The organism is Pseudomonas abietaniphila (assembly GCF_039697315.1).
Lineage (GTDB): Bacteria > Pseudomonadota > Gammaproteobacteria > Pseudomonadales > Pseudomonadaceae > Aquipseudomonas > Aquipseudomonas abietaniphila_B.
The window spans coordinates 1212624-1224905 of sequence record NZ_CP155619.1; the positions used below are offsets into that span (position 1 = coordinate 1212624).

11 protein-coding genes are annotated in these 12282 nt (G+C 60.6%); all 11 read left to right on the top strand.

The features are described 5' to 3' along the window. The first annotated feature begins 391 nt into the window (after positions 1-391). The 11 genes from ABDX87_RS05355 to nuoL all read left to right on the top strand — a co-directional run bounded on the left by ABDX87_RS05355 (position 392) and on the right by nuoL (position 12277). Positions 392-805: an NADH-quinone oxidoreductase subunit A gene (locus tag ABDX87_RS05355; protein ID WP_062380742.1), complete on the top strand. Its 414-nt coding sequence runs from the start codon at positions 392-394 to the stop codon at positions 803-805. Positions 806-815: 10 nt separating this feature from the next. Next, complete coding sequence (locus ABDX87_RS05360) at positions 816-1490, top strand: NuoB/complex I 20 kDa subunit family protein (RefSeq protein ID WP_074755324.1); 675 nt, start codon at positions 816-818, stop codon at positions 1488-1490. A gap of 74 nt (positions 1491-1564) precedes the next feature. Further along, complete coding sequence (nuoC, locus tag ABDX87_RS05365; RefSeq protein WP_346831949.1) at positions 1565-3346, top strand: NADH-quinone oxidoreductase subunit C/D; 1782 nt, start codon at positions 1565-1567, stop codon at positions 3344-3346. A 2-nt stretch (positions 3347-3348) separates the two neighbouring features. After that, entirely contained in the window at positions 3349-3846 is a 498-nt protein-coding gene (nuoE, locus tag ABDX87_RS05370) for an NADH-quinone oxidoreductase subunit NuoE (RefSeq protein ID WP_062380737.1), read from the top strand. Beyond that, positions 3843-5204 (top strand): NADH-quinone oxidoreductase subunit NuoF, encoded by a 1362-nt coding sequence (gene nuoF, locus ABDX87_RS05375; protein WP_346831950.1) that lies wholly within the window; start codon positions 3843-3845, stop codon positions 5202-5204. The genes nuoE and nuoF overlap by 4 nt, the downstream gene beginning before the upstream one ends. A gap of 136 nt (positions 5205-5340) precedes the next feature. Beyond that, on the top strand, positions 5341-8058 hold the full coding sequence (gene nuoG / locus ABDX87_RS05380; RefSeq protein WP_346831951.1) for an NADH-quinone oxidoreductase subunit NuoG: 2718 nt from the start codon (positions 5341-5343) through the stop codon (positions 8056-8058). Beyond that, complete coding sequence (gene nuoH, locus ABDX87_RS05385) at positions 8055-9047, top strand: NADH-quinone oxidoreductase subunit NuoH (protein ID WP_074755334.1); 993 nt, start codon at positions 8055-8057, stop codon at positions 9045-9047. Before nuoG ends, nuoH begins: the two co-directional genes overlap by 4 nt. Before the next feature lie 11 nt (positions 9048-9058). Then, the gene (gene nuoI, locus ABDX87_RS05390; RefSeq protein WP_042559871.1) at positions 9059-9607 is read left to right on the top strand and encodes an NADH-quinone oxidoreductase subunit NuoI; all 549 of its coding nucleotides are present in this window, start codon (positions 9059-9061) and stop codon (positions 9605-9607) included. 9 nt (positions 9608-9616) lie between these two features. After that, on the top strand, positions 9617-10117 hold the full coding sequence (nuoJ, locus tag ABDX87_RS05395; protein ID WP_062380728.1) for an NADH-quinone oxidoreductase subunit J: 501 nt from the start codon (positions 9617-9619) through the stop codon (positions 10115-10117). Between the two features lie 4 nt (positions 10118-10121). Further along, positions 10122-10433, top strand: a complete 312-nt coding sequence (nuoK, locus tag ABDX87_RS05400) for an NADH-quinone oxidoreductase subunit NuoK (protein WP_062380726.1) — start codon at positions 10122-10124, stop codon at positions 10431-10433. Then, complete coding sequence (nuoL, locus tag ABDX87_RS05405; protein WP_346831952.1) at positions 10430-12277, top strand: NADH-quinone oxidoreductase subunit L; 1848 nt, start codon at positions 10430-10432, stop codon at positions 12275-12277. The genes nuoK and nuoL overlap by 4 nt, the downstream gene beginning before the upstream one ends. The last annotated feature ends 5 nt before the right edge of the window (positions 12278-12282 follow it).

Below are 12282 nucleotides of genomic sequence, written 5' to 3' on the forward strand. Positions count from 1 at the left end.
GACGCCTCATATCGGCCGTCCTGAATTAATAAACACCGTCGTTAATACTCTTTCATTTGACGACTGCTTTAACGCCAACTTGGTCACGCTTCAGTGACATACCTAAAAACGCACCTCAAATGATATTAATTATCATTTGAGGTGCGCAATTTTCTTTACTGTTTGTGGGAAACATAATTAACAAAATGTGCCGTAATGCCCGTGCCACGGGGGTCCGCGCACCAAAACCGTGACTTATCTCATTAATCCTACGAATAAATTTGATGTAGAAAATTTACTTGCCCTCCTTTTGCACATAAAATCCCGGAATTGATCGCACTGCGACATATCGTCACTGCTTCTACTTCTTTTCAAGCTCAGAGACCTTTGCTCTCTGTTAAGGACTGCCAGCATGCCCGAATCGACAGGTCTGATTGCCCATAACTGGGGCTTCGCCATTTTCCTTTTGGGCGTTATCGGCCTCTGTGCCTTCATGCTCGGCCTCTCCAGCCTGCTGGGTTCCAAAGCCTGGGGCCGCAGCAAGAACGAACCGTTCGAATCCGGCATGCTGCCTACAGGCGGCGCCCGCCTGCGGCTCTCCGCAAAATTCTATCTGGTCGCGATGCTGTTCGTGATTTTTGATATTGAAGCCCTCTTTCTGTACGCCTGGTCTGTGTCCGTCCGCGAAAGCGGCTGGACCGGCTTCGCCGAAGCTCTCGTTTTCATAGCAATTCTGTTGGCAGGTCTTGTCTACCTATGGCGTGTAGGGGCGCTCGATTGGGCTCCCGTAGGTCGTCGTAATCGGCAGGCGAAGCTAAAACAATGAGGCTTTGGCAATGCAATACAATCTCACCAGGATCGACCCAGATGCTCCTAACGAGCAGTACCCCATCGGCGAACGGGAAACTGTTTCCGATCCGTTAGAAGATCAAGTCCATAAAAACATCTTCATGGGCAAGCTCGAAGACGTACTGAGCGGTGCTGTCAATTGGGGTCGCAAGAACTCCCTTTGGCCGTACAACTTCGGTCTGTCCTGCTGCTACGTGGAAATGACCACCGCCTTCACGGCGCCCCACGACATCGCGCGCTTCGGCGCCGAAGTGATCCGGGCATCGCCGCGTCAGGCGGATTTCATGGTTATCGCCGGTACCTGCTTCATCAAGATGGCGCCGATCATCCAGCGTCTCTATGAGCAAATGCTCGAGCCTAAATGGGTCATCTCCATGGGTTCGTGCGCCAACTCCGGTGGCATGTACGACATCTACTCTGTAGTCCAGGGCGTGGACAAGTTCCTGCCTGTGGATGTCTATGTGCCCGGCTGCCCGCCCCGCCCAGAGGCATTCCTGCAAGGCCTCATGCTGTTGCAGGAATCCATTGGCCAGGAGCGTCGTCCTCTTTCCTGGGTCGTCGGCGACCAAGGCGTGTACCGCGCCGAGATGCCGTCGCAGAAGGAACAGCGCCGCGAACAGCGTATTGCTGTGACAAACCTGCGCAGCCCCGACGAAGTCTGATCCAGTTTTTCTTTTACAAAAAGAAGCCTGAACCTGGGTTCATTCTGTACGTTGACCGATAGCGATCGAGACCTATGACTGCAGACACCGCTCTGTACATCCCGCCTTACAAGGCTGACGACCAAGATGTCGTCGTTGAGTTGCACAACCGCTTTGGCGCCGAGGCGTTCACCGCCCAATCCACTGTCACCGGCATGCCGGTGCTGTGGGTCGCCCGTGCCAAGCTGTTCGAAATCCTGACGTTCCTGCGCAACGTGCCCAAGCCGTACTCGATGCTGTACGACCTGCACGGTGTGGACGAGCGCCTGCGTACCAAACGCCGTGGCTTGCCGGACGCCGATTTCACTGTGTTCTACCACCTCCTGTCGGTAGAGCGTAATAGTGACGTGATGATCAAGGTCGCCTTGTCCGAGGGCGACCTCAGCGTGCCGACCATCACCAGCATCTGGCCGAACGCCAACTGGTATGAGCGTGAAGTGTGGGACATGTTCGGGATCGACTTCCCGGGCCATCCGCACCTGAGCCGCATCATGATGCCGCCGACCTGGGAAGGTCACCCGCTGCGCAAGGACTACCCTGCCCGCGCCACCGAGTTCGACCCGTACAGCCTAACGCTGGCCAAACAGCAACTGGAAGAAGAAGCCGCGCGCTTCCGTCCGGAAGACTGGGGCATGAAGCGTTCCGGCACCAACGAGGACTATATGTTCCTCAACCTGGGTCCGAACCACCCTTCCGCTCACGGTGCGTTCCGTATCGTGCTGCAACTGGACGGTGAAGAAATCGTCGACTGCGTTCCGGACATCGGCTACCACCACCGTGGTGCCGAGAAGATGGCCGAGCGTCAGTCCTGGCACAGCTTCATCCCGTACACCGACCGTATCGATTACCTCGGCGGCGTGATGAACAACTTGCCGTACGTGCTCTCGGTCGAGAAGCTGGCCGGCATCAAGGTGCCGGAGAAGGTCGATGTCATCCGCATCATGATGGCCGAGTTCTTCCGTATCACCAGTCACCTGCTGTTCCTGGGTACCTACATCCAAGACGTGGGCGCGATGACCCCGGTGTTCTTCACCTTCACCGACCGGCAAAAAGCCTACACGGTGATCGAAGCCATCACCGGTTTCCGTCTGCACCCGGCCTGGTATCGCATCGGTGGTGTCGCTCACGACCTGCCACGCGGCTGGGACAAGCTGGTCAAGGACTTCGTCGAATGGCTGCCCAAGCGCCTGGACGAATACACCAAAGCCGCCCTGCAGAACAGCATCCTCAAGGGTCGTACCATCGGCGTTGCCGCCTACAACACCAAAGAAGCCCTGGAATGGGGTGTCACCGGTGCAGGCCTGCGTTCCACCGGTTGCGACTTCGACCTGCGCAAGGCGCGCCCTTACTCGGGATACGAGAACTTCGAATTCGAAGTGCCACTGGCGCACAACGGTGATGCCTACGATCGCTGCATGGTCCGCGTCGAAGAGATGCGCCAGAGCATCAAGATCATCGACCAGTGCATGCGCAACATGCCGGAAGGCCCGTACAAGGCGGATCACCCGCTGACCACGCCGCCGCCGAAAGAGCGCACGCTGCAGCACATCGAAACCTTGATCACGCACTTCCTGCAGGTTTCGTGGGGTCCGGTCATGCCGGCCAACGAGTCCTTCCAGATGATTGAAGCGACCAAGGGCATCAACAGTTATTACCTGACGAGCGACGGCGGCACCATGAGCTACCGTACCCGGATCCGCACCCCAAGCTACCCGCATCTGCAACAGATCCCTTCGGTGATCAAAGGCAGCATGGTCGCGGACTTGATTGCGTACCTGGGTAGTATCGACTTCGTTATGGCCGACGTGGACCGCTAAGCATGAACAGCACGCTTATCCAGACAGACCGTTTCGCCCTGAGCGAATCCGAGCGCTCGGCCATCGAGCACGAAATGCATCACTACGAAGACCCGCGCGCGGCGTCCATCGAAGCCCTGAAGATAGTCCAGAAAGAACGCGGTTGGGTGCCGGACGGCGCCATCTATGCGATCGGCGAAGTGCTGGGCATCCCCGCCAGTGACGTTGAAGGTGTGGCCACGTTCTACAGCCAGATCTTCCGTCAACCGGTCGGCCGCCACATCATCCGCGTCTGCAACAGCATGGTCTGCTTCATCGCCGGTCACGAAGACATCGTCGGTGAGATTCAAAGCACGCTGGGCATCGGCCTGGGTCAGACCACGGCCGACGGCCGCTTCACGCTGCTGCCGGCCTGCTGCCTGGGCAACTGCGACAAGGCACCGGCGGTCATGATCGACGACGATACTTTCGGCAATCTGCAGCCTGCGGGCGTCGCCCAGCTGCTGGAGGGTTACGTATGACCATCACTTCATTCGGTCCGGCCAACCTGATCACACGCACGCCGGAAACCCATCCGCTGACCTGGCGTCTGCGCGACGACGGCGAGCCGGTGTGGTTCGACGAGTACGTGGCCAAAGACGGCTATGCCGCTGCCCGCAAAGCCTTCGCCCAGCAAACGCCTGACGAAATCGTCCAGTCGGTCAAGGACTCCGGCCTCAAGGGCCGTGGCGGCGCCGGCTTCCCCACGGGCGTGAAGTGGGGCCTGATGCCCAAAGACGAATCCCTCAACATCCGCTACCTGCTGTGCAACGCGGACGAGATGGAACCGAACACCTGGAAAGACCGCATGCTGATGGAGCAACTGCCCCATCTGCTGGTGGAAGGTATGCTGATCAGTGCCCGCGCACTGAAGGCCTACCGCGGTTACATCTTCCTGCGTGGCGAATACGTCACGGCGGCCAAGCACCTGAACCGCGCTGTGGCTGAAGCCAAGGCCGCGGGTCTGTTGGGCAAGAACATCCTGGGCACCGGCTTCGACTTCGAGCTGTTCGTCCACACCGGCGCCGGGCGTTATATCTGCGGTGAAGAAACCGCACTGATCAACTCCCTGGAAGGCCGTCGCGCCAACCCGCGCTCCAAGCCGCCCTTCCCCGCCGCCGTTGGCGTGTGGGGCAAGCCGACCTGTGTGAACAACGTCGAAACCCTGTGCAACGTCCCGGCGATCGTGAACAACGGCAACGACTGGTACAAGTCCCTCGCCCGCGAAGGCAGTGAAGACCACGGCACCAAGCTGATGGGCTTCTCCGGCAAAGTGAAGAACCCGGGTATCTGGGAACTGCCATTCGGCCTGCCGGCGCGTGAGCTTTTCGAAGACTACGCAGGCGGCATGCGCGACGGCTTCAAGCTCAAGTGCTGGCAGCCAGGCGGCGCCGGTACCGGTTTCCTGCTGCCCGAACATCTCGACTGCGCGTTCTACGCGGGCGGCGTGGCCAAGGTCGGCACCCGGATGGGTACCGGTCTTGCGATGGCGGTGGACGACAAGGTCAACATGGTCTCGCTGCTGCGCAACATGGAAGAGTTCTTCGCTCAGGAGTCGTGCGGTTTCTGCACACCTTGCCGCGACGGCTTGCCGTGGAGCGTGAAGATGCTGCGAGCGCTCGAGAACGGCCAGGGTCAACCGGGCGATATCGAAACGCTGCTGGGGTTGGTCAACTTCCTCGGCCCAGGCAAGACCTTCTGCGCCCACGCACCGGGCGCCGTGGAACCTCTGGGCAGCGCGATCAAATACTTCCGTCCGGAATTCGAGGCAGGCATCGCACCGGCAGCACGTGCAGCGGGCCTCGTTCCAGGCAAAGCGCCCACGATAGTCGGCGCATAACAAGACTGACGGGGCAGTGATCCAAAAGACCACTGCCCTTTGCTCCGATTGCGCCTACAGGCTGTTTGAACCGGAGCAGCACCGAGATTCCATTAGCCACGCCCGCTGACACCGGGCCAACGAAGAACTTTGAACCATGGCTACTATCCACGTAGACGGCAAAGCGCTCGAAGTCGATGGCGCAGACAACCTGTTACAGGCCTGTCTGTCGCTGGGGCTCGACATCCCTTATTTCTGCTGGCATCCAGCACTTGGCAGTGTTGGCGCCTGTCGCCAGTGCGCCGTCAAGCAGTACACCGACGAGAACGACACCCGGGGTCGTATCGTCATGTCCTGCATGACGCCCGCCACTGACAACACCTGGATTTCCATCGACGACGAAGAGTCCAAGGCGTTCCGCGCCAGCGTCGTCGAATGGCTGATGACCAACCACCCCCACGACTGCCCGGTCTGTGAGGAAGGCGGTCACTGCCATTTGCAGGACATGACGGTGATGACCGGCCACAACGAGCGCCGGTATCGCTTCACCAAACGCACCCACCAGAACCAGGAACTGGGGCCGTTCATTGCTCACGAGATGAACCGCTGCATCGCCTGCTATCGCTGTGTGCGCTTCTATAAAGACTACGCCGGCGGCACCGACCTCGGTGTGTTCGGCGCCCACGACAACGTGTACTTCGGTCGCGTTGAAGACGGCACGCTGGAAAGCGAGTTCTCCGGCAACCTCACCGAGGTCTGCCCGACCGGTGTGTTCACCGACAAGACTCACTCCGAGCGTTACAACCGTAAGTGGGACATGCAGTTCTCGCCGAGCATCTGTCACGGCTGCTCCAGTGGCTGCAACATCAGCCCGGGCGAACGTTATGGCGAAATCCGCCGTATCGAGAACCGCTACAACGGCTCGGTCAACCAGTACTTCCTGTGCGACCGTGGCCGTTTCGGTTATGGCTACGTCAACCGCACCGACCGCCCACGTCAGCCACTGCTGGCCGAAGGCAACGTCAAGCTGAGCCTGGACGCTGCGCTGGACAAGGCCGCCGACATGCTGCGCGGTCGCAACATCGTCGGTATCGGTTCGCCGCGTGCCAGCCTTGAAAGCAACTTCGCCCTGCGTGAACTGGTCGGTGCCGAGCACTTCTACTCGGGTATCGAGGCCGGTGAACTGGCGCGTCTGCGTCTGGTCGCACAGGTGCTCAAAGACAGCCCGCTGCCGATTCCGACCCTGCGTGAAGTCGAAGAACACGACGCCGTGTTCATCCTCGGCGAAGACGTCACTCAGACCGCAGCGCGCATGGCGCTGGGCCTGCGTCAGCTGGTGAAGAACAAAGCCGAAGACATGGCCGCTGCGATGAAAGTCCAGCCTTGGCTCGACGCTGCGGTGAAAAACATCGGTCAGCACGAGATGAACCCGCTGTTCATCGCCAGCCTGGCTGAAACCCGTCTGGACGATATCGCCGAAGAGTGCGTGCATGCCGCTCCTGATGATCTGGCCCGCATCGGTTTCGCCGTGGCACACGCCATCGACCCAAGCGCGCCGGCCGTCACCGGCCTGGACAGCGAAGCACTGGAACTGGCCCAACGCATCGCCGATGCATTGCTGGCCGCCAAGCGTCCTCTGATCGTCTCCGGCGCCTCGCTGGGTTCCACCGCGCTGATCGAAGCCGCGGGGAACATCGCCAAAGCCCTGAAACTGCGCGACAAGAATGGCTCCCTGAGCCTGATCGTGCCGGAAGCCAACAGCATGGGCCTGACCCTGTTCGGTGGTGACTCGGTCGACGACGCGCTGCAAGCGGTGATCTCGGGCAAGGCCGACGCTATCGTCGTGCTGGAAAACGACCTGTTCACTCGCGTGGATGCCGCAACGGTGGATGCCGCACTGAAAGCCGCAAAAGTGGTGATCGTTGCCGACCATCAGAAGACCGCGACCACCGACCGCGCCCACCTCGTGCTGCCGGCCGCCAGCTTCGCTGAAGGCGACGGTACGCTGGTCAGCCAGGAAGGCCGCGCCCAGCGCTTCTTCCAGGTCTACGATCCGACCTACCTGGACGCCAGCATCCAGATCCACGAAGGCTGGCGCTGGCTGCATGCCCTGCGCGCAACCCTGCTGAACAAGCCGGTGGACTGGACCCAACTGGACCACGTGACCGAAGCCTGTGCCGCGAGCAACGCGCAACTGGCCGGCATCGTCGGTGCAGCGCCTTCCGCTGCGTTCCGTATCAAAGGCCTGAAACTGGCTCGCGAACCGCTGCGTTACAGCGGCCGGACCGCCATGCGCGCCAACATCAGCGTGCATGAGCCACGCACGTCCCAGGACAAGGACACCGCGTTCTCGTTCTCGATGGAAGGTTACTCGGGCTCCGCCGAACCTCGCTCCCAGGTCCCATTCGCCTGGTCGCCGGGCTGGAACTCGCCACAAGCGTGGAACAAGTTCCAGGACGAAGTCGGCGGTCACCTGCGTGCAGGCGATCCGGGCGTGCGCCTGATCGAAAGCAGCGGCGACAAGCTGAGCTGGTTCTCCAACGTGCCGCGCGCCTTCTCCCCTGCTCAAGGGACCTGGCAGGTCGTGCCGTTCTATCACCTGTTCGGCAGCGACGAAACCTCGTCCAAAGCCGCGCCGGTTCAAGAGCGCATTCCGGCTGCCTATGTCGCACTGGCCAAGTCCGAAGCGGACCGCCTGGGCGTCAACGACGGTGCCATGCTCAGCCTCAACGTTGCCGGTCAGACCCTGCGTCTGCCACTGCGCATCAACGAAGAGCTGGGCGCCGGTCTGGTGGCATTGCCATCGGGTCTGGCGGGCATTCCTCCGGCGCTGGCCGGGAAAACCGTTGAAGGTCTGCAGGAGGCAGCACAATGACCACGTGGTTTACCCCTGAAGTGATCGATTCGATCATCGCTGTCGTGAAGGCCATCGTGGTGCTGCTCGCCGTCGTGGTCTGCGGCGCGCTGCTCAGCTTCGTCGAACGCCGTCTGCTGGGCTGGTGGCAGGACCGTTACGGTCCTAACCGCGTCGGCCCGTTCGGTATGTTCCAGATCGCCGCCGACATGCTGAAGATGTTCTTCAAGGAAGACTGGAATCCTCCCTTCGTCGACAAGATGATCTTCACACTGGCGCCGGTCGTGGCCATGAGTGCGTTGCTGATCTCGTTCTCGATCATCCCGGTCACCCAGACCTGGGTCGTCGCGGACCTGAACATCGGCCTGCTGTTCTTCTTCGCCATGGCTGGTCTGTCGGTCTACGCGGTGCTGTTCGCCGGCTGGTCGTCGAACAACAAGTACGCCCTGCTGGGCAGCTTGCGTGCCTCGGCCCAGACCGTCTCGTACGAAGTGTTCCTGGGCCTGTCGCTGATGGGCATCATCGTTCAGGTCGGTTCGTTCAACATGGGCGACATCGTTCAGTACCAGGCCGATCACCTGTGGTTCATCATTCCGCAGTTCTTCGGCTTCTGTACCTTCTTCATCGCTGGCGTGGCCGTGACTCACCGTCACCCGTTCGACCAGCCGGAAGCGGAACAGGAACTGGCCGACGGTTACCACATTGAATACGCCGGCATGAAGTGGGGCATGTTCTTCGTCGGTGAATACATCGGCATCATCCTGATCTCGGCCCTGCTGGTGACCCTGTTCTTCGGTGGCTGGCACGGTCCGTTCAACATCCTGCCGCAACTGTCGTTCATGTGGTTCGTCCTGAAAACCGCGTTCTTCATCATGCTGTTCATCCTGCTGCGCGCGTCCATCCCGCGTCCGCGTTATGACCAGGTGATGGATTTCAGCTGGAAGTTCTGCCTGCCACTGACCCTGATCAATTTGCTAGTGACCGCTGCGGTCGTCTTGGCGGCTCAGTGAGGATTTGACCCATGTTCAAATATATTGGCGACATCGTTAAGGGTACGGGTACCCAGCTACGCAGCCTGATCATGGTCTTTGGCCATGGCTTCCGTAAGCGCGACACCCTGCAATATCCGGAAGAAGCGGTTTACCTGCCGCCTCGCTACCGTGGTCGTATCGTGCTGACGCGCGACCCCGATGGCGAAGAGCGCTGCGTGGCCTGCAACCTGTGCGCCGTGGCCTGCCCGGTCGGCTGCATCTCGCTGCAGAAAGCCGAGACCGAAGACGGTCGCTGGTACCCGGACTTCTTCCGCATCAACTTCTCGCGTTGCATCTTCTGCGGTCTCTGTGAAGAAGCCTGCCCGACCACCGCGATCCAGCTCACGCCGGATTTCGAAATGGCCGAGTTCAAACGTCAGGATCTGGTGTACGAGAAGGAAGATCTGCTGATCTCCGGTCCCGGCAAGAACCCTGACTACAACTTCTACCGCGTTGCAGGTATGGCGATCGCCGGCAAGCCGAAAGGCTCTGCGCAGAACGAAGCCGAGCCCATCAACGTCAAGAGCTTGCTGCCTTAAGGAAGAAAGATGGAATTCGCTTTCTATTTCGCATCCGGCATCGCTGTTGTAGCCACCCTTCGGGTGATTACCAACACAAACCCGGTGCACGCCCTGCTCTACCTGATCATTTCGCTGATCGCCGTGGCCATGACCTTCTTCAGTCTCGGCGCGCCGTTCGCCGGAGCTCTGGAAGTGATCGCCTACGCCGGCGCCATCATGGTGCTGTTCGTGTTCGTGGTGATGATGCTGAACCTGGGCCCGGCCTCGGTTCAGCAAGAACGCGCCTGGCTCAAGCCCGGCATCTGGCTGGGCCCGATTCTGCTGGGCGGCCTGTTGCTGGCGGAGCTGCTGTATGTGCTGTTCGCCAACTCCACCGGCGCCGGTATCGGCCACACGACCGTGGACGCCAAGGCCGTGGGCATCAGCCTGTTCGGTCCGTACCTGCTGGTGGTCGAACTCGCCTCGATGCTGCTGCTCGCCGCAGCGGTGACGGCGTTCCATGTCGGCCGCAACGAGGCGAAGGAGTAATCCCATGCATGCACAAATCCCTCTGGAACACGGGCTGGCCGTCGCCGGCATCCTGTTCTGCCTCGGCCTGGCGGGCCTGTTGGTACGCCGCAACATTCTGTTCGTGTTGATGAGCCTGGAAGTGATGATGAACGCGGCCGCACTGGCTTTCGTCGTGGCGGGTAGCCGCTGGGCGCAGCCTGACGGCCAGATCATGTTCATCCTGGTGATCAGCCTTGCCGCAGCCGAGGCCAGCATTGGCCTTGCGATCCTGCTGCAACTGTATCGCCGCTTCCACACTCTCGATATCGACGCTGCCAGCGAGATGCGCGGATGAACCTACTCTTCCTGACTTTCGTATTCCCTCTGATCGGCTTTCTGCTGCTGTCGTTCTCACGCGGCAAATGGTCGGAAAACCTCTCAGCCCTGATCGGCGTTGGCTCCATTGGTCTGTCGGCCATTGTGGCCGCCTACGTGATCTTCCAGTTCAACGTCTCGCCGCCTGAGGGCGGTCACCTGACCATGGTGCTGTGGCGCTGGATGTCGGTGGACGGCTTCGACCCGAACTTCGCGCTGTATGTGGATGGCCTGTCCATCACCATGCTGGGCGTCGTGGTCGGCGTGGGCTTCCTGATCCACCTGTTCGCGTCCTGGTACATGCGCGGTGAAGACGGCTACTCGCGTTTCTTCGCCTACACCAACCTGTTCATTGCCAGCATGTTGTTCCTGATCCTGGGCGACAACCTGCTGTTCATCTACTTCGGTTGGGAAGGCGTGGGCCTGTGCTCGTACCTGTTGATCGGTTTCTACTACAGCAACCGCAACAACGGCAACGCAGCACTGAAAGCCTTCATCGTGACCCGCATCGGCGACGTGTTCATGGCCATCGGCCTGTTCATCCTGTTCCAGCAACTGGGCACGCTGAACATCCAGGAACTGCTGGTTCGTGCACCACAGCACTTCAAGGTCGGCGACTTCTGGATCGTTCTGGCGACGCTGATGCTGCTGGGCGGCGCTGTCGGTAAATCCGCGCAACTGCCGCTGCAAACCTGGCTGGCGGATGCGATGGCCGGTCCTACCCCGGTTTCCGCACTGATCCACGCGGCCACCATGGTGACCGCCGGTGTCTACCTGATCGCCCGTACTCACGGCCTGTTCGCCCTGGCGCCGGACATTCTGCACCTGGTCGGCATCGTCGGCGGTGTGACCCTGGTGCTGGCAGGTTTCGCGGCACTGGTTCAGACCGACATCAAACGTATCCTCGCCTACTCGACCATGAGCCAGATCGGCTACATGTTCCTGGCGCTGGGTGTGGGTGCATGGGAAGGCGCGATCTTCCACCTGATGACCCACGCGTTCTTCAAGGCCCTGCTGTTCCTTGCGTCCGGTGCGGTGATCGTTGCCTGCCACCACGAGCAGAACATCTTCAAGATGGGCGGCCTGTGGAAGAAACTGCCACTGGCCTACACAAGCTTCATCGTCGGCGGCGCGGCCCTGGCGGCACTGCCTCTGGTGACCGCAGGCTTCTACTCCAAGGACGAAATTCTTTGGGAAGCCTTCGCCAGCGGCCATCAGTACCTGCTGTACGCAGGTCTGGTCGGTGCCTTCATGACGTCGCTGTACACCTTCCGCCTGATCTTCATCGCCTTCCACGGCGAAGCGAAGACCGAAGCTCACGCCGGCCACGGGATTTCCCACTGGTTGCCGCTGAGTGTGCTGATCGTGCTGTCGACCTTCATCGGTGCCTGGATTCATCCGCCACTGGCCGGCGTGCTGCCGGAAAGCGCGGGTCATGCCGGTGGCGAAGCCAAGCACAGTCTGGAAATCGCGTCGGGCGCCATCGCCCTGGCCGGTATCCTGCTGGCCGCGCTGCTGTTCCTCGGCAAGCGTCGTCTGGTCACGGCCATCGCCAACAGCGGTCCGGGTCGTTTCCTGTCCGCCTGGTGGTTTGCGGCATGGGGCTTCGACTGGGTGTATGACGTGCTGTTCGTCAAACCTTACCTGGCAATCAGCCGCATCCTGCGTGGCGACCCGCTCGACCACACGATCGGTGTGATCCCACGTCTGGTCAAAGCCGGTAACGGCCTGATGAGCCGTACTGAAACCGGTCAGCTCCGCTGGTACGCCGCTTCGATCGCCGCAGGTGCCGTACTGGTACTCGGCGCGATTGTGTTGGTCTGATGAGT

Bases quoted from the DNA above. Each gene is read 5' to 3' on its own strand.
- ABDX87_RS05355 (WP_062380742.1), top strand. From the start codon at position 392: ATGCCCGAATCGACAGGTCTGATTGCCCATAACTGGGGCTTCGCCATT.
- ABDX87_RS05360 (WP_074755324.1), top strand. From the start codon at position 816: ATGCAATACAATCTCACCAGGATCGACCCAGATGCTCCTAACGAGCAG.
- nuoC (WP_346831949.1), top strand. From the start codon at position 1,565: ATGACTGCAGACACCGCTCTGTACATCCCGCCTTACAAGGCTGACGAC.
- nuoE (WP_062380737.1), top strand. From the start codon at position 3,349: ATGAACAGCACGCTTATCCAGACAGACCGTTTCGCCCTGAGCGAATCC.
- nuoF (WP_346831950.1), top strand. From the start codon at position 3,843: ATGACCATCACTTCATTCGGTCCGGCCAACCTGATCACACGCACGCCG.
- nuoG (WP_346831951.1), top strand. From the start codon at position 5,341: ATGGCTACTATCCACGTAGACGGCAAAGCGCTCGAAGTCGATGGCGCA.
- nuoH (WP_074755334.1), top strand. From the start codon at position 8,055: ATGACCACGTGGTTTACCCCTGAAGTGATCGATTCGATCATCGCTGTC.
- nuoI (WP_042559871.1), top strand. From the start codon at position 9,059: ATGTTCAAATATATTGGCGACATCGTTAAGGGTACGGGTACCCAGCTA.
- nuoJ (WP_062380728.1), top strand. From the start codon at position 9,617: ATGGAATTCGCTTTCTATTTCGCATCCGGCATCGCTGTTGTAGCCACC.
- nuoK (WP_062380726.1), top strand. From the start codon at position 10,122: ATGCATGCACAAATCCCTCTGGAACACGGGCTGGCCGTCGCCGGCATC.
- nuoL (WP_346831952.1), top strand. From the start codon at position 10,430: ATGAACCTACTCTTCCTGACTTTCGTATTCCCTCTGATCGGCTTTCTG.